The organism is Streptomyces sp. NBC_01261 (assembly GCF_036226385.1).
GTDB lineage: Bacteria > Actinomycetota > Actinomycetes > Streptomycetales > Streptomycetaceae > Streptomyces.
In genome coordinates, this window is the sequence record NZ_CP108463.1 from 8,732,334 (window position 1) to 8,751,868 (window position 19,535).

Genomic DNA, 19,535 nt, shown 5'->3' on the forward strand with positions numbered 1-19,535 from the left:
GTCAGGGGCACTTCAGCCCTCGTCGAGGCACGCACACCACAGCGCGTAAGCCCGGTCCATCTCGTCAAGTGCCGCCCGCGTGAACCGGGCGTCGAGGAAGGCCCGGTCGACGATCCGCTCCGCGAGCGCGACCAGGTGCGCCGCGACGTGCTCCACCCGCTCCCCGCGCACCCGGTCCTGAACCCGCTCCAGGCGTTCCTGACGCTCCCACAGGTCGGCGAGGCTCGCGCCCGCCTCCTCCTCGTCGTCGTACACGGACGGCACGCGGGGCAGCAGGGCGGCGGTGAGGGCGGGGACGGGGGCCAGGGCGGCCGACTCGTCCGGTCCGCCGTTGCCGAGAACGCGGTTGGCGATCGTACGGACGGCCTCGGAGCGCTCGACACGCGCCGCCTGGGCCCGCAGGGCGCCGAGCAGTGCCGGGACCTCGGCCCGGACCCGGCGCCGCAGGGTCTCCGCGAGTGCGGTCGTCAGGTCCTCGCCCAGGTCCGAGGCGTCGTCCAGTACGTCGTTCGCCGCGCCGACCTCCTCGAAGGCGCGCTGCGCGGTGCGGGCCGCCTCGGTGAGCAGGGCGATGTCCTCGGCCGTCGGCTTCACGCCCGCCTTCAGCCGAGCCACGGCCGCGTCCAGAGGGTCACCGGCCAGATCGAAGAGGTCCACACAGTCGTCTTCCAGAGCGAGTTGGCCGTCCGTATCCGGTTCCAGCAGTGTCATCTCCCCAACAACCCCCGCGCTCGCGATGCCCCTGTGTCGTGCGGCAACTCCTGCGACGAATCATGGAGGTTTTCGTAAACTGAGTCAACAGATAATCTGTCGGTCGGTGTTGTCGGAGAGTGGGGAACATGCCGCAGATCGCGATCACCAACACGTTCTGGGAGGGCGTCGACCGGCTGGACAAACCGGCCCGCGCCCGCGTCCACAAGGCGATGGCCAAGTTCCAGCAGCTGACGGTGGCCCAACTCCACGCGGACAAGGGGCTGCACCTGGAGTCGGTGGTCAGCTCGCGTGACTCGCGGATGCGAACCATCCGCGTCGACGACGGGCTGCGGATCGTGCTGCTTGCGCCCGACGACGGCAGTGACCTCTTCGTCTTCGTCCACGTCGTTCCCCACGACAAGGCCTACTCCTGGGCCCGCCGACGGCTCTACACGGTCAACTCCGTGACCCGCTGCCTCGAAGTACGCGACCTGACCGCCATGGAGCAGATCACCCCGCTCTTCGCTCAGGAGGCCGCCGCGGCGCCCCAACTCCTGTTCGCCCCCTGGTCGGACACCGTCCTGCGGCGCCTCGGCGTCGACGACGTCACCCTGCGCGCCGCACGCACCGTCACCGGCAAGGCGCAGCTGGAGGCGTTCGGGTCGCTGATGCCGGAGGACCAGTATGAGGCGCTGTGGCTGCTCGCCGAGGGCCTCGACCCCAACGACATCTACCGGGACCTCGTCGCCGTACGCCAGAAGGCGACCGTCGCCGAGAGCGCGGCGGGGGAGGACACCGCCGGGGACGACCTGGCCGCCGCCGTCACCCGCACCCGCAGCCGCATCGCGCTCGTCACCGGCCCCGACGAACTCGCCGACATCCTGACCAAGCCCTTCGCCGCCTGGCGGATCTTCCTCCACCCCACCCAGCGGCGCATCGCCTACCGGCCCGGCTATGCCGGACCCGCCCAGATCACAGGCGGCCCCGGCACCGGAAAGACGGTCGTCGCCCTGCACCGGGTCAAGCACCTCCTGGACCGGGCACCCGACACGCGCGTCCTCCTCACCACCTACACCGGAGCCCTGGCCCGCTCCCTGCAGAGCAGCCTCGCCCTGCTGCTCGACCACGACCCGGCGCTGCTCGCCCGTGTCGACGTCACCACGGTCGACGCCGTCGCTCACCGCGTCGTACGGCAACTGCGCGGCAACCCGGGGACCGCGCTCGGCGACCGGGACGAGCGCACCCGCTGGCAGCGCGTGGCCCGCCGCCTCGAACTGCCCTGGAACGAGTCGTTCCTGTCCCAGGAGTACCGGCACGTGGTCCTCGCCCAGGACCTGCGGAGCGAGGAGGAGTACCTGGCGTGCGAACGGCGTGGACGCGGCAGCGCGCTCGGGCAGCCCCAGCGGCGGCGCGTCTGGCAGGCCGTGACCCTGTTCGAGGACGGCCTGACCCGTGACCGGGCGCACACCTGGCTCCAGGTCTGCGCCGAGGCCACCCGGCTGCTGCGCGACAAGCCGGGTGCGGGACCCTCGTACGACCATGTCGTCGTGGACGAGGCGCAGGACCTGCACCCGGCGCAATGGCGCCTGCTGCGCGTCCTGGTGGCCGAAGGCCCCGACGACCTGTTCGTCACCGGCGACCCGCACCAGCGGATCTACGATGCCCGGGTCTCGCTGCGCTCCCTCGGCATCTCCGTCGCGGGACGCAGCGGACGACTGCGCGTCAACTACCGCTCCACCGAGGAGATCCTGCGCTGGGCCCGCGGCCTGCTCGACAGCGAGCCCGTCGCCGACCTGACCGGCGACGCCCACGACACCCTCACCGGATACCGCTCGCTGCTGCACGGCGCACAGCCCGTGTGCGAGGGGCACGGGAGTGAGAACGAGGAGGCCGACGCCGTCCTGCGCCGAGTGCGCGACTGGATGGACGCCGGCGTCGCGCCCTCGGACATTGCCGTCTGCGCCCGCTTCAACACCCTGGCGGGCAAGCTCGGCGACCGGCTCGCCGCGGCCGGCATCCCCGTGGTGCGGGTGCGGGACGGCGAACCAGAGAGCGCGGTCGGGGTACGGGTGTCGACGCTGCACAGCATGAAGGGCCTGGAGTACCGGTGCGTCGCCGTCGCCGGAGTCACCCGCTCCGCCTTCCCGTTCGCGCCGGCCGTCACCCCGGCCGAGGTGGACCGCATCCAGCACACCACCGACCTGGCCGCCGAGCGATGCCTGCTCTTCGTCGCCTGCACGAGGGCGCGGGAGGCGCTGTATGTGTCGTACAGCGGGCGGACCAGTGAGTTCCTCGCGGCGTGATGCCGAGTGTGGGCTCCGGCACCACCTCAGTCCGGAGCCCCATGGATCTTGCCGACTCCCGTGCGTTGGCGACGGACAGTCGTGATCTCGCGCCCGTCGTGCACCACTCGGAACCACTCGTCCGCCACCAGGACGGTGACGGTTTTCGCGTGCCACTGCAGGCCCACGTGGATCGTCTGATGGCCGACCACGATGATCCCGGGCTGGTAGACCTTTCGACGCACACAGGGGGCGTCGGAAGCGAACTCGGTGGGAGGCACGGCCACGTCGCTGGGATGCCCGTTCACGTCGCTCGGTACGGCGCGCGACGGCTCGCGGACCGGACGGGCGGCGCGGATCCGGTTCTCGCCGATCTGCCCCCGCAGCTTCGACAGGGCCTTGGACTCGATCTGGCGGATCCGCTCCCGGGTGAGGCTCAGCTCCGCTCCGATTGCTTCGAGGGTGAGCTCGGGGCCGTCGTCGAGTCCGAGCCGGAGGGTTATCACCTGGCGCTCTCGTTCGGAGAGGCAGCTGAGCAGCTTACGCACTTCTGCCGGGGACAGGTCACCGTAGTAGAAGTCCGGTTCGGTCCAGTGTGGTCCCTGAATGCTCCGGTCCGATTCCTCGTGCAAGGCGTCGTCACCGATGGACTCGGTCAGGTCCTCCAGAGGGAGTACTCGGCGGACCCGGGCCAGTAGGACCTGCGCCTCGTCAACGGTGACACCCGCGCGGGCGGCCACCGTGGGGAGAGCGTCGGTGGGTGACTCGTGCCCCAACTCCCGTGCCGCCTTCCGTAGCGCGGCCAGGGTTTCGTACGCGTGGACGGGGATCCGTATCGTGCGGCCTTTGTCCGCCAGTGCCCGTGTGATCGCCTGCCGGATCCACGAGACGGCGTACGTCGAAAATTTGTTCCCCTTGAGGTGGTCGAACTTCTCGATGGCGCGCAGCAGACCGAGGTTGCCCTCCTGGATCAGATCCATGAGGTCCAGCCCGCGGCCCGTGTACCAGGTGGCCATGCTGACAACCAGCCGGAGGTTCGCCTGGGCGAAGTCCGTGAACGCCAGTTCCCCGAGCCGGACCAGCTGTTCCAGCTCACGCCGCGGCCTCGGGGCAATCTTCCGGCCGGCCTCGTCCAACCGCTCGCGAGCCAGCAGTCCCGCCTCGATGGCCTGGGCCAGCTCCGCCTCCTGTTGCCGGGAGAGCAGTGGGAACCTGTCGATCTCCTTGCGGTATTGCGTGAAAGAGTCGCCCACGGCCTGACGTGGGGACGCGTCCCCCTCCGGGGACTCGGCGACGGGCTCGGGGCGGGGGCGTGGCGAAGGCGGCACGGTGAGTGCGGTGCTAGGACCGACGAGCGTCTCGTACGGCTTCTCGGCCCGCAGGGGCGGCCGGGACGCGGAGGGAACGCCGGGACCGAGCGCTCGCACGGTCAACGCGGAAAGGTCCAGCCTGCTGTCCTGCTGCAGCTCAAGGGTGAAGCACGGTGGTCGGTGTGGTTCCGGCTCCGGCCCCGCCGGAACGCTGCGTTCACCTTGGGTGTCGCTCAACGGCTCGGCCGTCGCGGGAAGCTCTGGCGCGGCTCGGGCCGCCGAACCGCCTCCCAGGCCGAACGCGGCCACTGCGGCCGGAGGCAGTGCGACCCCCTCCGCCATCACCCGGCCCAGCACCTCGGCCACCACCGCGGTGTCCACGCCGGCCAGCAGTCCCCGCAGGGCCACCGGGGTCAGGGCTCGCTGTGGCCCCGCGGCAGTCACCAGCGCCTCATGCAGCACGGCCGGCGTCCCGGCCTCGGGTTCCGTCGTCATCAGCGTGCCCCCATGTGCCGTACTGCGGTGCGACGAGCCTCTCGCATTGCACCACCCACCACTGACAATCAGTCACGCCCCGGGTAGAACGCACCGTTCACCTGCGGATTCCCCATGCTCCTTATGTGAAGGAATGGTAGAACGTACAACGATGGTCGGTCCCGGGCGAGATCGGTACGTCCGAGACGGGGAGGGGCGGGGCATGCTGGTCGATCCCACGCAGTTGCTGGACGACTGCGAGCGGGCCTGGCGCGAGGCGGGGGAGCCGTCTGCCGGCGCGGTTGAGCCGGTCGCTGCCGTACGGACCGCGCTCGTCCTGGAAGCGCTGGTGGCGTACCGGCTGCTCGCGGACCACTCCGACCTCCCGCGCGACACGGTCTTCGCACGCTGGCCCGCCTGCGCGGTCCACACCGTGGCGCTGGCCGACGGTCCGGAACTCCCGCGCCTGGTAGCTAAAGCCCGCGCGCGCGTGCTCGCGGCGCGCCCTGACCTGGGGTCACACGGAGCCGCCCCGGAGAACGCCGACGAATGGAGTCGCGCCGCGCAGGAGGCCGCTCGCTCGCTGGGCTGGACATGGCGCGTGCCGACCGCGGCGGACGGTTCGGTCACCCCGCCCCGCGGCGCTACCTCCGCTCCCGAGGTCCGTCTCGGGCCCGGCGCGGGCAGCGTGCTCCTGACCCTGCCCGGCGAGCCGGACGCGGGGGACTGGCAACTGTCCGCCGACGGTGAGGTGTTTGCAGCCCTGCCGCCCTACTGGGTATTGCCGGGCCCCGTGCGCCGTGTCGAGGCGACAGACCCGACGGAAACCACTCATGTCTCGGCGATCGTGGACCCGGACCACGCCCTCCTGGCCTTCGGCGTCGACGGCCACCGCATCCCCCCGGACGAGCCCCTGCCCGCCGCCGAGATCTGCCTTCTCCACGCCGGCACCCTGCAGACCGAGGGCGCCGACCCCGGCATCGTGGAACTGCCCACCCCGTACGGCTGGAACGGCTGGACGCTGAGCAGGGTGTCACTGACCGGGGTGACGCGGGTGCGGGCCGCCGCCGCGGTTCCGGGAAACTGGCTGGACGTAGCCGCCGGACGGCCGCTCGGGTGGGAGGGCGGTGCGACGCTGCCCTGGATCACGGGCGACGACGGGGCACCTGTGTGGCATCGTCCGCCCGCTCTCCGGCTTCCGCGGCGCGCCGGTGAGCCGGACGCGCGACTCTGGCAGGCCGAAGTGCGCCGCCGCGGCCACGAGGAGCCTCTCGCCCGTCAGACCGGTGCTCCCGGGGAGCTCCTCGATCCCTGGAAGGACGTACCCCGCCCGCTTCTGGGACCGTATGAGATTCTCGTCCACCGCGTCGGCTCCCGGCGCAGGCGCCGACTGGCGGCCTTCCTCGCCGAGGGCATCACGGCCGAACCGACCGCTGAGTGGCGTCTGCTTGCCCCGCACGGAGGCCTGGCCCCCGCTCGGCTGACTCTCGGCACCGGCGGACCGGTCACCGCCTCCGAGCGCGTCGTCGCGTTCTCCCCGTACGAGATCACCAAGGGGCTGGTGCTGGGCGACGGGATCCGTCAGTTCACCGTCGAGATGTGCATTCCGCACTCCGAGGTCCGCCTCGAACTCGGCGGTCACCCCCTGACCTGGTCCATCCGGCCGCTCGACATCGACGCAGCTGACCTGGCCGGCGAGAGCGCCCTGACCGTCCGCCTGCCGGAACAGGCGGTGGCGTTGACACCTCTGCTGGCACTGGTCGTCGAAGGGACGAACCTGCTCACGCTGCGTCCAGAACGCCGCACTCGCACGCGCAGAGGAGACCTCCGGTACTCACTGGCGGCCCTGGCGGACACCGTGCGCGACTGCGTGAAAGCCGAGATACGGCTGCTGGTCGCGGGGGAGAGCGTCCATGTCGCGACCGTGCGCACCCAGCCCATCGCGGAAAACGTCGTACCCGACGGCGGCGGACTGCTGCTGCGGGGGCTGAGCCACCCGGGCGAACTGATCGCCCGCCTGTACGCCGTCTTCGCCCCGTGGGAACAGCCGTTGACGGCCACCGTCGACCAGAGCGGCCGTATCCCGCTGCCAGCGGCCTGGCGGTCGCTTGGCCCCCTGATCGTGCACCTGAAGGCGGGCGCCCTCACACCCACAGCTCCCGGATGGCCCCGCCTGCGTGATCGCGACACCCTCGTGCTGCGCCGCTCCCCGTGGACCTCCGCCGCCGGCCACGGATCCGGCGCCAGGGTCTCGGAGTACCTGGCTGGGTACGGCGCGCTACCGCGCGACACCGACGCGATCCCCTACCAGTGGATCGTGGCCGCCCGCGGACGCGACCTGCAGGCGTGCGGAGCCAGAGAGACGGCACCGGCGGAATGCCGCAGCGCCCTCGTGGACGCCGGGCCCACCGCCCTCACGGGAGCGGCCGACAGCGCACTGCGCTCCGGCGAACTCGCCTCCGTGCTCGCGGGCAGCGGTCTCGCCGCCCTGCGGATACGGGAGGTGGCGGACCCTGCCACCGTACGTCGCGTCTGGCGGCAGGCTCCTTTGTGTGCGCTGCTGCTCACGGCCCCGTTGCTGCCGTATCTCTCCGGTCACCCCGCTTATGACGTCGGCGAGCTCTACCCGGAGGAGGCGGAACTCCTCGGCGAGGTCGGCCAGTTTCTGGGCGACGCCAGCGCGGCGTTGCTGGCCGGGCAGGCGGATCCGAGCGGCGCGGTCGGCCGGTTCGACGCCCAGACCCGTGCCCTCGACCAGCTCCCTGAACTCCAGCAGCAGGCCGTGTGGCGCAGCGCCCGTGTCGTCCCTCGGGGCCTTCTGGACCCCGACACTCGTGCCGACGCCGCCTGGCAGGCGTTCCGTGCCCGCAAGGACCTCCATTACCACGCCACGCGTGAGGAGTTCTCCGAAGCACTCGACGCCGTATCGATCTTCCTGGACGACGGACACCCCGACCTGGACCAGGCCTTCCGCGGACGGGACCCAGGCCGGTTGCACGGGCCGGGCGAAGCCTGGATGCGGGTCCCTCACCTGTCTCTGGGATGCGCGCTGATCGCGAGGCTCGCCGCCGCCGGTGACGCCCGTGCCGCCGGTCTGGAACGGGGACTTCGCCACCTGTGGACGCCCATCGCGTCCCACGCACCGGATCTCACCGCCGTCGACATCGCCCTCGCGGAATGCCTGGTCACCGCGGAGGCCGTGCACAGCACCGGCTGACCACCGGTTCCCGTCCATCCCGTACCGCACCGGTACCGCCCCACCGCTCGTCCGAAGCCGACCGTCACATCGGAGCCTCCCGTGCACAGCCTCGACCCGCTCGCCACCTCCCGCATGATCAGCGACACCTACCGCCGCTACCTGCGTTCCCTGCTGCCCCTGCGCGAGCCCCGCCTGGCCGAGGCCCTTGCCCACGCCATCGACACCAGCCCGCTGCTCACCAAGGGGCCATTGCTGGAGGCCACCCCCGCCTACGCGCCGGGCGCCACCCTGAACGAGCTCGTCGCAGAGGGCGTACTCGACCCCGCGTTCCAGCAGCTGACCGGCCCCGCACTGCCCGCCGACCGTCCCCTGTACCGGCATCAGGAACAGGCGCTGCGCAAGGCCGTCGCCGGACACAACCTCGTCGTGGCCACCGGCACCGGCTCCGGCAAGACCGAGAGCTTCCTCCTGCCCGTCCTCAACGCCCTTGCCGCCGAACACGCCCGCGGCACCCTCGGACCCGGTGTCCGCGCCCTGCTGCTCTACCCGATGAACGCCCTGGCCAACGACCAGATGAAGCGACTGCGCCGACTTCTCGCCGACGCCCCCCACATCACCTTCGGCCGCTACACCGGCGACACCAAGGACGATCCGCAGCGCGCCGCCGACACCTTCGAGCAGCTCAACCCCGGCGAACCGCGCCTGCCCAACGAACTGCTCAGCCGACGCGAGATGCGCGCCACACCGCCCCACCTCCTGCTCACCAACTACGCCATGCTGGAGTACCTGCTGCTCCGCCCCCAGGACATGGACCTCTTCGAGGGAGAACAGGCGGGTTCCTGGCGGTTCGTCGTCGTCGACGAGGCCCACGTCTACGACGGAGCGCGCGGCGCGGAACTCGCCATGCTGCTGCGCCGTTTGAAGGACCGTGTGGGGCAGGGTCGGGAGATCCAGGCCATCGCCACCAGTGCCACCGTCGGCGCGGAGGAGAACCCGGCCGCCGTCACCGCCTTCGCCCAGGCCCTCTTCGACGTCCCCTTCCGGTGGGACGCGAGCGAACCCGCCGCCCAGGACCTGGTCACCGCCACCCGGGTCGGGACACCCGACGGCCCGCACTGGGGACCGCTGCCGACCACCGAGTACCTGCGCCTGGCCACGACCGCCGACCCCGGACCGGAGATCGTGTCGGCCGCCCGCATGCACGGCCTGCCCGCCGACACGACCGCGGCCACCGCCCTCGCCGCCGAGGCCGGCACCGTGGCTCTGCGCCGGGCCCTCGCCGACGGACCCCGGCCCGTGAACGAGATCGCCCGCGACGTCTTTCCCGGTGACCCCGTCGGACCCGCGGCGGTCACCGCGCTCATCCAACTCGCCAGCCAGGTGACCGACACCGACGGCGCTCCCGTGCTTTCCGCCCGCTACCACCTTTTCGCACGCGCCACGGAAGGCGCCTTCACCTGCCTCGACCCGGCAGGCCCCCACCTCGACCTGGCCCGCCACGAGACCTGCGCGCGGTGTGCCCGCCCCTCCTTCGAGGTGGGCGCCTGCCGCCGCTGCGGTGCCGTACACCTGCACGGCACCCTCACCGGCAAGGGGGCACAGGCCCGCCTCGCACACCGCAAGTCTCCCGACAGCCCCCACACTTGGCTGCTCCTCGACGGGGACGGCTCGGACACCGGTGCCGACGAGGACGACGAGACACTCGGCGACAACGCCAAGGGCGGCCTCAAGGAACGCCGACTGTGCACTCGCTGTGCGGCCGTGCACCCCGCGGCCACGGCATCCTGCACCGCTCCTGGATGCGGTGGCACCGAACTGCGCCGAGTCCACCAACTCGACACCCACGAGGGCACCCCGGCCGCATGCCTCGCCTGCGGAGCGCGTGGTCACGGCATGATCCGCCTGTTCGAGGCGGGCAACGAGGCTTCGGCCGCCGTCCTCAGCACCGCCCTTTACCAGGCGCTGCCTCCGGCGACCGACGGCCCGGCCGCCGCACTGCCCGGACAGGGCCGCAAGCTGCTGTTCTTCAGCGACAGCCGACAGGCCGCCGCGTACTTCGCGCCCTACCTGGAGGACTCCTACACCCGCATCCAGCACCGGCGCCTGATCACCCAGGCCGTCCGACAGGGCTGCCCCGACCCCGACGAGCCCCTGCACATTGACGACCTCGTCGCCCACACCATCCGCGCCGCCGACCGCGCCGGAGTCTTCCGCCGCAACGACTCCCGCCAGGCCAAGCAGCGCGAAGTGGCTCTGTGGGTGATGCAGGAAGTGCTCAGCCTCGACGACCGACAGTCACTCGAAGGCCTCGGCCTGCTCCGGATCGACATCGACCGCGAGCCGTTCTGGCAGCCGCCCGCCGCCCTCACCTCACTCGGCCTCACGGACGACGAGGCATGGCTGCTGCTGCAGGAACTCCTGCGTACCCTGCGCAACCAGGGTGCGCTCGCCATGCCCGAGGACGTCGACGCGGGCGACGAGGCGTTCGCCCCACGCAAGGGGCCCATCTGGGTCCGCTCCCAGGGCTCCGAGGCTAAGCGCAGAGTGATCAGCTGGCTGCCCAGCGCCGCGAGCGCCTCAAACCGACGCGTCGACTACCTCGTACGCGTGCTCGACGCCCTCGGCCACCAGGGCGAACGACGGGCCACCGCCCTCGATGTCTTGAACCGCCTGTGGACCGACCTCACGACAGGTCACCTCGCCGACTGGCTGCCGTCCGAAAGCCAACCGGGGATCGGCGTCGTCCGCCGACTCGACCACACCTGGCTGCGGTTGCGGCCGGTGACGGCGGACAGCGGTCCGCTGTACGTCTGTGACCGCTGCCGCCGTATCACCGCGCTGTCCGTGCGCGGTGTGTGCCCGACGCTGCGCTGCACAGGACGCCTGGAGGACTTCAAGCCGTCGCCCGAGACGGACGAGCACCTGCGGCGCCTCTACCTGACGTTCGACCCCGTTCCACTGCGCGCCCAGGAGCACACCGCGCAGTGGACCGGGGAGAAGGCCGCCGAGATCCAGGGGGAGTTCGTCCGAGGGCAGGTCAACGCCCTGTCCTGCTCCACCACCTTCGAACTCGGCGTCGACGTCGGTGAACTCCAGGCCGTCGTCCTGCGCAACATGCCGCCCTCCACCGCCAACTACGTCCAGCGCGCCGGCCGCGCCGGCCGCCGCGTCGACTCGGCCGCGCTGGTCCTCACCTACGCGCAGCGGCGGCCCCACGACCTCGCCCGGTTCGCGGAGCCCGAGCGGATGATCGCCGGGGAGGTACGGGCCCCGATCGTCCCCGTCGACAACGTCCGGATCGACCGCCGCCACGCCCACTCCATCGCGCTCGCCGCCTTCTTCCGTGCCATGAAGGACGAGCGGGGCCGGATCTGGCGCAAGGCGGGAGAGTTCTTCCTTCCCGACGACACCACCGGCGAGATCGCCGCCCACACGGTGCGCGACTGGCTGACCCCCGTTCCGGACAGCGTCATGGCCTCCCTGCGCCGGGTTCTCCCCAACCAGGTCCAGAAAGAGATCGGCATCGACTCCGGCGACTGGGTCGCCGAACTGGACCGGCTCCTGCGGGCCGCGCAGCAGATTCTCGACCAGGACGTCACCTCGTACAGCGAACGCCGCGACCAAGCGGCGGTCGCCCGCAAGTACCGGCAGGCGGAGATGTACGAGAAGGTCATCCGTAACCTCACCCAACGCGAACTGCTCGGCGTCCTCGCCAACCGCAACGTGCTGCCCAAGTACGGCTTCCCCGTGGACACCGTCGAACTGCGCATCCCCCAGGAGGGTGGCGCCGTCTCGGGGCAACTCGAACTCACCCGTGACCTGAGCGCCGCCGTCCACGAGTACGCCCCGGGGGCCGAGATCGTGGCGGGCGGCCACCTGTGGGCGTCCGCCGGCGTCTACCGGCTGCCGGACCGCGAACTGGTCAGCCGCCACTACGCCGTGTGCGCGGCCTGCGGCCGCTACCGGGAGGCCACCGAACCCGTGGACCCCGTCTGCGCCGCCTGCGGCACGCAGCCCGCGGCTGCGCAACGCCGGTACGTCGAACCGGTCTACGGTTTCGTCGCCGCGCGCGGACCACAGCGCCGCCCGGGGCAGACCCCGCCACGACGGTCCTGGTACGGCGACGTCCACATGTCCACCGACACCGCCGACCTCCAGGAAGGCGCGATCACCTTCGTCTCCGGCCACACCACGCTCTGGTCGGCGGGCACCCGGGGAGAGATGGTGGTTGTCTCTGAGGGACCGGCCGGTGCCGGATACCAGATCTGCGACTGGTGCGGCTGGGGCCGTCCGCACGCTCAGGCCGGGCCTTTGCGCGGCGGCCACCCGCACCTGCTGAAAGACACCCAGTGCACTGGTCCCCTCCGCGTCGTCTCCCTCGCTCACCGGTACCAGACCGACTTTCTCCAGATCCATCTGGACCCGCTCACAGCCCTGACCGCCACCCCGGCCCGTCTGCGCTCCGGCTTGTACGCACTGCTCGAAGGCGCCGCCGCGCGCCTGGAGATCAGCCGCGACGACATCGACGGCACGGTTCACACCGGCACCGACGGCATGCCGTCCCTGCTGCTCTTCGACACCACTCCGGGGGGCGCGGGCAACGCCGTGTCCATGGGCGAGCGGCTCGTACCGGTTGTCTCTGCCGCGCTTGCCCGGGTGGCTGCCTGCGAGTGCGGCCCGGAGAGCAGCTGCTACGCGTGCCTGCGGAACTTCCGCAACGAGCGCTTCCACGAGCTGCTGAGCCGCCGCGAGGCCATCGCACTCCTCGATGCCCTGACTGGCAATGCGAGCTGAGGGGATGAGACGCCGCCCACGGAGTGCTGGTCGTGGACGACTCCGGCGACCGCAAGGACGGCACCAGGACCGCCTTCACCGGCCGGCAGTGGCTGGGCCGGCTGGGCAAGACCGACAACGGCATCGTGACGGTCACCACGCTGTGGGCGGACGAGCGCCTGTACTACCCGCTGCACGCGCTGCCCTACAGCCCTGCCCACCACTTCCCCAAGAAGCGCAGCGACCCGGGCTCCCGCACCAAGCCGCAGCTGGCCGCCGCGGCAGCCATCCTGGCCGCGCGGGCCGGCGTCCCGGATCTGTGGAGCCCGAGGGCGAGATCTCCTCGGGCCACCCGACTGGATGACCGTTGGTTATCTGCCTGCACCCGAGTCGATGTCCCGGGCGAGCTGTTGGGCATATTCGGCGAGGAGTTTCCGTAGGTCGGCGTAGTGCCGAAAGGTATCTGGCCGGACGAGGTTGTACCAGGTGGTGTTGCGGCGAAGAGCCCATTCGCGTTGGACGTCTTGAGCCTGTTCGGCTTCAATGGGGCGCGGGGCGAAGAGGTGCTCGCCTTGTGTGACCTGTACCCAGATGAATACGGAGGCGTCCTGACGTTTGCGGTCGCCGACTGCCGGCCGAATGGGGCCGGGGATGGGTGGTAACTCGCTGACCAGGGCGTCCCATTCGTCAGGAGGCAGAGCCCAGTCTCTGAGTGCCTCACGTCGGCGCTGGTAGTCGATGAGCGGTCGGTGGGGTGCTCGGAGTTCGGCGCTGAGCTCGCGGAGAACCCGTTCGAACTCGGCCGGGTTGCGTCCCGCGCGTTCCCAGCGTTGGAAGTCGGTGTTGGATCTGAACCGCACGCGGTCCGGGGCTATGCCGAGGTAAGTCGCGGCCTCATCGAGGGGTCCGCCTATGGCCCACTGGACGAGCCGGACCGCAGCGGTTCGACGCAAGACCTTCGGGGCGATTCCGGCAATGGGTGCGAAGTACCTTTCATGCCAGTCCGGTTCCAGGTATGCCGGGATGTGTTCTGGTCGGTAGTCGTCCCGCAGCGGTGCTCGGAGTCCTTGTGGGCCGCCGATTTTGCGGTAGGTGCGTGTCAATGGCTCGGCCGCGTCTCGGAATCGCCGCGAGCACGAGTTTTCATGGCGGGCGTAGATGCGTACCCAGGGCGTGCGTGTCGGCCGCTCTCCAGGGGTGTGGACGAGCTGGGAAAGGTGCTCGGACAGATCGCTTGTTTCGAGTAAGGAGTGTGCGGCGCGTAGGAGTCCGGCACAGGCGATCGGATCACGGGGCGGTACATCGCGTAAGCGATGGTGCTGCAGACCCTTGCTGGTGCCGAAATTCTCTGAAGTGGAGTGGAGGTACGCGGTCACATACCTGGAGAGGGTGGTGTCGAGAAGATGCTGCCCTACTGGCCAAGTAAGGCCGATCAGTGCGGTGGCCAGCCGGAGATCTGTGAAGTATTCGGATGCGTCCGTGGCCGGAGTCGGCGGTTCCAGGTGGGCAAGCAGGGACTGCTGGAAGCGAAGGATGCCCGGTGTCGGGTGTGGCTGACGGCCGGGATCCGTAGTAACTCGCTGATCGAGTCTGCCGCCGCAGGCGCGGGACTTTCGTTTCTGCGTTGAGGTGTCGATCGTCCACCGGCATTGCGCTGGGTGCAGGCTGTGATCGTTGGCCCGCTCGATCAGGCGCCCTGATATGGCGCGCGGCTGCCCGCAGTGCGGGCAGCTTGCTTCCAGATAGGTCTGGTGTTCTACGCAGCTGAAAACAATGGGTAGGTGCCAGAGTTTGTGCCAGGGGCCGCCGTGGAGTTGCTGGGCCGGGGTGCCGTCGCCCGCCAGGCAGGAGGGGCAATATCGCGGGGAGCCGACGAAAAGCCATGGGTCCGGCCTCTTCGGTCCCGCTCCGGGCACGGATGACCAGGCGATGGGGGGATACCGGTCTCGCCACTGTTTCAGTGTCAGTGCCGACACTTCCTCGGCTGTCTGGCGGGTCAGTCGGGCGAATCCTTGGGCCTCCGGCCCGGTGAGATCCAGCAGCAGACTGCCTGGGATGTGAGTAGCTTGGACGCGATCGGTCCAGCCCGCCGCACGGATCAGTTGCAGAGGCGGGAGGCTGAGGCGATGCCCTAGTCGAAGCAGGTAGCTGACAAGGGACTCTCCTGAGGCAGGTTCGAGACTCCGGGGTAGTGGATGCATCGTGGCTTCACCCGTCAGGCGCCCGCGCGGGCAGCCGGGCCAGGGTCATCGAAAACGGTGTTCCGGGGACGTTTCGCCTGTGTGGTCTTCTTGTCGGCGGTCTGCGGGGCGGCCGGGATGACGGGCTCGTCCGGAGGTTGCTCGGGCCAATCCCGCCGGAGCACGATCTCGTCCAGCAGGCTCTCGTCGATCAGTTCCTTCTCGGACTCCATGGCTTCCTGGGCGCCGTCTTCGAGCAGGCGGCCCAGCAGGCCGATGACACCGCCGGTGCGACGCATCAAGTACTCCGGCATACCGCCGCCGGTGAGCATGCCCTGCGTCGCGTTCATCAGCCGCAGGTGCTTCTCGATTCCCTTCAGGTGGTTGACGAAGGCCGCGATCTGTTTCGGGGTGGTGTAGCGGAACCGGTCGATCTCGATGAGCTCGAAGCGGTGTTCCGTCTGGGTGACTTCCAAACCGTGGATGCGGGTCGACTCCAGCAGTGGCATCTCCCATTGCCGGGTCTTCTTGTTCCACTTGGCCTCACGCAGCAGCCCGATGCCGGAGATGTTGACGCCGGTCAGGATCAGAGTGACGTCCAGGCTCATAAAGGCCCGCATCAGGTCGAGGACGTCCTGGTCGTCGGCTCTGTGCATCCGCAGTCGGCTGATGTCGTCCAGAATCAGAGCTTTGACGCCATGGTCATAAAGGGAGTCGGCGACCTGCCGTACCAGTTCCGGCAGCGTGGCCGACTTGCGGGTCGGGGCCCGGAAGAAGCCTAAGATCGACGTGCAAAGGCTTTTCGGGGTTGCTGTCACCGGGGTCGAGACATAGACGATCGGTGCGTGGAGATCACGGGTGCCCGGCAGAGCCTGGGGGTTGAGGTGGCTGTGGAGTTCCAGCCACTGCTTTTCGAAGACGGCCCCGGCTGAGCAGACAGACGCGGTCTTGCCGTAGTTGCCCCAGCCGCTGATCATGACGCCGGCGCGGGTCGGGTCGTTCTTCTTCCTCGTGTTGCCGCTCAACCGGCGCCGGATCAGCTTGCCGACCTTGTCGTGCATGGGGGTGTCCTGCAGCGGGAGGTTCGCGTTCGTCAGTTCCCGGTAGAGGTCGTAGTCGTACTGGCGGCGCTCAGGGAGCATCGACCACTGCTGCGGGGAGATCGTCGGAGCGGGGACGAGGAGGTCGTAGTGGGTGCGGTAGTGCTGCCAGCCGGCGTAGGTGTCGAGGGGCGGGCGGCTGCCCAGGATCAGCTCGGCGATCCTGGCTCGTGAAGGCAGACCGTCCAGCGGATCATCGTGAGAGAGGGCTCGGGTCACGTGCCGTCCTCCTGGACAGGTGTATCGGCTTCCGAGTCGTCGGGGGGCGGAAGCCGGAACATGGGGCGCCGGTTCAGGGCCTCGTGCAGCGTTGCCGGGGCCACGGGCTTGACGTCGGCGAGGGCTTCTTCGCGTCGTCGACGGCGGTCGGCGTCGACCGCATGGTCGATCGTGCGGGCGTGCTCGGCCCAGGCCGCGGGCATCTCAGCCGGAGCTGGCTCATCCGCGATGGCGGGTGCGGCGGGGCGGTCAGCGGCCGCAGCCTGTGCGCGGGTGATCTCGCGGGCCTGGGCGACGCGCTGCTTCTTTCCGGCCTCCTTCTTGGCCTGGCTGGGCCATTGGTCGACTGGAGTGACCGAGCCGAGGATCGCGAGCAGATGTTCCAGGAGCTCGCTCTCGGAATGGATCCTGATCTTGTTCGCCCTCACGCGTGTCAGCAGGGCGTCGGCAGTCTTGTCCGAGAACGCAGGGATCTCACCTTCGGGCGGCAGTCCTCTCCAACGCAGAATGTGCCAGGTCTCGTGGTCGGCAGGGTCCTGGAAGAACACCTGCCGGCGGTCCCTCCGGTCGCTGCGGACCACCCACTTGCCCGCGTGTTTGCCGCCCCGGGCGGAGGGCTGCTGGAAGCGCGGCTCGTCGAAGACCGAGTGGTGGTACCAGAGCCCGAGGATCTTCACTCCGCGACGAGGATGGATCTTCACGTGGTGCTTGCGCAGGACTTTGTAGTAGAAGCTCGGTTCGGGGAAGTCCAGGTCGAAGCCGCCCTGTTCCATCGCGGCAGCGAACAGGGTGTTGGGGCTGTGGTCCTCGCCCGGCGCCCAACTCGGGGCGTATTCACCTAGTTTACGGTTCTGCCAGATCTGGACGATCCAGGTCGCGATGATGTGCTCGGCTTGCGCGAGCGTGAGGCTCGCATCGCGTTCCGGGTCGGCCCCGCGGTCCGCGACGTCACCGCCGGTGAATCCCAGCAGGTGCTCGAAGAGCATGGTCTGGATGGTGTGGAACTGGCGCTCGACCGCGTATTTGTCGGTCTGCCGCAGGACGCGGGCAGGCAGGATCCGGCAGCCGATCTCCGTCTCGGCTTCCACCAGGTCGTGGTTCTTGTAGGGGCCGCCGTGGTCGGTGGTGACCGTCTCCGGGGCGAAGAACGGCAGAGCGGCGACCCGGTGCCCGGTGAACTCGGCGATCACCTCGGCCGGGACTCCTGCGTAGGGCCATTCCATGTCCTCGCCCCAGCCGTCCCGCATCGGAAGCGGCAGCATCACGTCCCGCAGCAGCATCGCGATGTCGACCGAGGTGTCGGACTGGAGCGTGAGCCGGAAGGCCGGCAGCCCGTGCGTGTAGAGATCGAGTGCGAGGGTCAGTGTCGCGGTGATCGCGTCGCCGAACACGGTCTCGCGCAGCTTCACCGGCATCGGGGTCGAGTCCAGCACCAGAACCTGGCCCGGCCGGTGGACCACCATCCGGCCGGAGACCCCGGCCTCCGCGGCCGCCTCCGCCGTCCGCCCGTAACGCGGCCGGGCTCCGCCGGGCCCGAACCACTCCTTCCAGACGGCCGCGAGCGTCCAGCGGGAAGGGATCTTTTCAGCGGGAAACGTCGGGAACCGCTCACGCATGTACTGGTGCATCAACCGGTGCTTGGCACCCTGGCTCAGACGGGCGCGTGGGACGCACTCGGCCTTCACTGCGAAGATCGCCTCCCGGACCTCCTTCGTGATGGTGCGGTGCCCGCTGCGTCGCCGTGTCCAGCGCCCGTCCGCGCAGGCCAGCAGGAGACTGTCGCCCACCAGTCCCGACAGGCGTACCAGCGTCCGGTAGCTGAGGTGCTGCAGACCGCACCGGACCGCCTCCGGACGGGGCATCGCCTCCATCTCCGCAGCCTTCACGTACCGACGCTGAGTCAACGTCGTGCGGTCCGGGTCGTAGGCCGGCCGGGGCTCACCCGGCAGGGCCCGAGCCGGGTGGCCCTCCCGGAACCCCGTCTCGGCCTCCAGCACGTGCGCCGCCCGCAGCCGGGCCCGCTCCAACTGGTCCTTGGTCAGGTCGGCCAGGGTCCTCGGCTGCCGGGCGACCGGCGGCGGGCGCCCCGACTCGACCGCCGGAAGAAGCCGCAGATCAGCATGATTGATGAGCCAACGGAACGAGCGGGTCTCCGCGCGGCCGTCGTCATCCACGAGGACGAGCCGGCCGAGTTGGCCGTGGACGTCGTCAACCGTCCACTCGACGCCATTGAGCGCGACCCGTCTACCCGGCGCGATCTGCAAGAACCCCCTCGCTGCCATCACGCCGCCCAGATCAGGGAGCTGTGGCGCAACGGACTGCCCAGGTCAACGCCGAGCTCGCGGTGCCAGAGCAGCCGGACGATGTTCGCCCGGCCAACGGAAGGCACGCTGGTCGCCTCCGCCAGGTCGGAGAACGCCATCGCCTGCCCCTGCTGCCCGCTGATAGCGGTGAGCAGCTGCTCGCGCATGCCGAGAAGGTCCCTCGCCGGCCGCCGACGGGAGGACAAGTGGTCAAGCACGCTCCAGACATGCGGCCGCCAGCCCGCGACCACCGAGTACCGCCAGCCGCAGGCCGCCGCCACTTCCCTGGCCGCCGCGAACTTCAGCGCGTCCACTTCCTTGATCAGCTCCATCGGGCGGACGTCCAACAACCACATCCCACCGCCGATCACGGCCAGGAAGTCCGGGATGTGCCAGGAATGCCCGCCCGCATGCTCGAAGTCCAGCCGGAACGGCTGCGACAGCACTTCCGATGCCCTCAAGAAGTCCAGCGCGACCAGCAGGCTCACTTCCTTCAGCGACTCGAAGCCGTGCTTCCCGCCCGCTGACGCCATCGCCTCCAGGCCGGGGCGGTGCCGCTGCTTCGCCCGCCACGTGAACCCCCGCATCGGCCGGGACGACATCACCGGTACATGAGCCATGTCCCGGACCGGCCAGCAGACCTCGTCGGCGCCCACCTGCCACGTCGAACTCCACCGACGCGGCCAGTCGTCCCCGAGCCGCAGCCGATCCCGCAGTCCGGCGTCCCCGTCGTACGCCGTGACAAGGTGGTCCAGCTGACTTGAATCCGACGGGATCTTCGCTCTCGCTGCCTCGCCCACTCCTCCAGAGAAGCATCACTCGACCGGCAACGGGGGCGTTTCGCCGGTACTGCCCGCAACACAGCGTGACGGGACAAGATTTGCCAACTGGCTTGCTCCATGTGCCAACTAAAATTCTCCGTCGCACAGCCTGTCTGCATACCCACCCACTCGGATTGCATAAACGTGCATCGAAACGTATAGTCATGCCATCGATGAGGAG

The 19,535-nt window shown here is 69.9% G+C and carries 9 protein-coding genes and 1 pseudogene; 4 read left to right on the forward strand and 6 right to left on the reverse strand.

Annotated features, from left to right (window positions below; genetic code table 11):
* Positions 1-12: 12 nt before the first annotated feature.
* Positions 13-711: a hypothetical protein gene (locus OG226_RS38935; RefSeq protein ID WP_329351547.1), complete on the reverse strand. Its 699-nt coding sequence runs from the start codon at positions 709-711 to the stop codon at positions 13-15.
* Positions 712-839: 128 nt separating this feature from the next.
* On the opposite strand from OG226_RS38935, the gene OG226_RS38940 reads away from it, so the two are divergent.
* Positions 840-2,996, forward strand: a complete 2,157-nt coding sequence (locus OG226_RS38940) for a UvrD-helicase domain-containing protein (protein WP_329351548.1) — start codon at positions 840-842, stop codon at positions 2,994-2,996.
* A gap of 26 nt (positions 2,997-3,022) precedes the next feature.
* Here OG226_RS38940 and OG226_RS38945 read toward each other — a convergent pair whose 3' ends face one another.
* On the reverse strand, positions 3,023-4,780 hold the full coding sequence (locus OG226_RS38945) for a sigma-70 family RNA polymerase sigma factor (protein ID WP_329351550.1): 1,758 nt from the start codon (positions 4,778-4,780) through the stop codon (positions 3,023-3,025).
* A 202-nt stretch (positions 4,781-4,982) separates the two neighbouring features.
* Between OG226_RS38945 and OG226_RS38950 the strand changes: the two genes are divergently transcribed.
* From OG226_RS38950 to OG226_RS38960, 3 genes and pseudogenes are all read left to right on the forward strand, one after another.
* A complete protein-coding gene (locus tag OG226_RS38950) occupies positions 4,983-7,976 on the forward strand; it encodes a hypothetical protein (protein ID WP_329351551.1) in 2,994 nt (997 codons plus the stop codon).
* An 81-nt stretch (positions 7,977-8,057) separates the two neighbouring features.
* Complete coding sequence (locus tag OG226_RS38955) at positions 8,058-12,752, forward strand: DEAD/DEAH box helicase (protein ID WP_329351552.1); 4,695 nt, start codon at positions 8,058-8,060, stop codon at positions 12,750-12,752.
* Between the two features lie 20 nt (positions 12,753-12,772).
* A pseudogene (locus OG226_RS38960) lies at positions 12,773-13,042 on the forward strand (transposase); the annotation flags it as partial.
* A 60-nt stretch (positions 13,043-13,102) separates the two neighbouring features.
* Here the strand turns inward: OG226_RS38960 and OG226_RS38965 are convergent.
* Genes OG226_RS38965 through OG226_RS38980 form a run of 4 tightly spaced genes read right to left on the reverse strand, consistent with a single transcriptional unit; the run spans position 13,103 to position 19,333 of the window.
* Positions 13,103-14,932 carry a TniQ family protein gene (locus tag OG226_RS38965; protein WP_329351554.1) on the reverse strand — a complete coding sequence of 610 codons (1,830 nt, stop codon included), beginning with the start codon at positions 14,930-14,932 and terminating at the stop codon, positions 13,103-13,105.
* 14 nt (positions 14,933-14,946) lie between these two features.
* On the reverse strand, positions 14,947-16,230 hold the full coding sequence (locus OG226_RS38970) for a TniB family NTP-binding protein (protein ID WP_329351555.1): 1,284 nt from the start codon (positions 16,228-16,230) through the stop codon (positions 14,947-14,949).
* Positions 16,227-18,512, reverse strand: coding sequence for a transposase (locus OG226_RS38975; protein ID WP_443066943.1), 2,286 nt, complete (start codon positions 18,510-18,512; stop codon positions 16,227-16,229). The genes OG226_RS38970 and OG226_RS38975 overlap by 4 nt, the downstream gene beginning before the upstream one ends.
* A complete protein-coding gene (locus OG226_RS38980; RefSeq protein ID WP_329351558.1) occupies positions 18,512-19,333 on the reverse strand; it encodes a TnsA-like heteromeric transposase endonuclease subunit in 822 nt (273 codons plus the stop codon). Before OG226_RS38980 ends, OG226_RS38975 begins: the two co-directional genes overlap by 1 nt.
* Positions 19,334-19,535: the final 202 nt, after the last annotated feature.

Bases quoted from the DNA above. Each gene is read 5' to 3' on its own strand.
- OG226_RS38945 (WP_329351550.1), bottom strand. From the start codon at position 4,780: ATGACGACGGAACCCGAGGCCGGGACGCCGGCCGTGCTGCATGAGGCG.
- OG226_RS38975 (WP_443066943.1), bottom strand. From the start codon at position 18,512: ATGGCAGCGAGGGGGTTCTTGCAGATCGCGCCGGGTAGACGGGTCGCG.
- OG226_RS38935 (WP_329351547.1), bottom strand. From the start codon at position 711: ATGACACTGCTGGAACCGGATACGGACGGCCAACTCGCTCTGGAAGAC.
- OG226_RS38940 (WP_329351548.1), top strand. From the start codon at position 840: ATGCCGCAGATCGCGATCACCAACACGTTCTGGGAGGGCGTCGACCGG.
- OG226_RS38965 (WP_329351554.1), bottom strand. From the start codon at position 14,932: ATGCATCCACTACCCCGGAGTCTCGAACCTGCCTCAGGAGAGTCCCTT.
- OG226_RS38950 (WP_329351551.1), top strand. From the start codon at position 4,983: ATGCTGGTCGATCCCACGCAGTTGCTGGACGACTGCGAGCGGGCCTGG.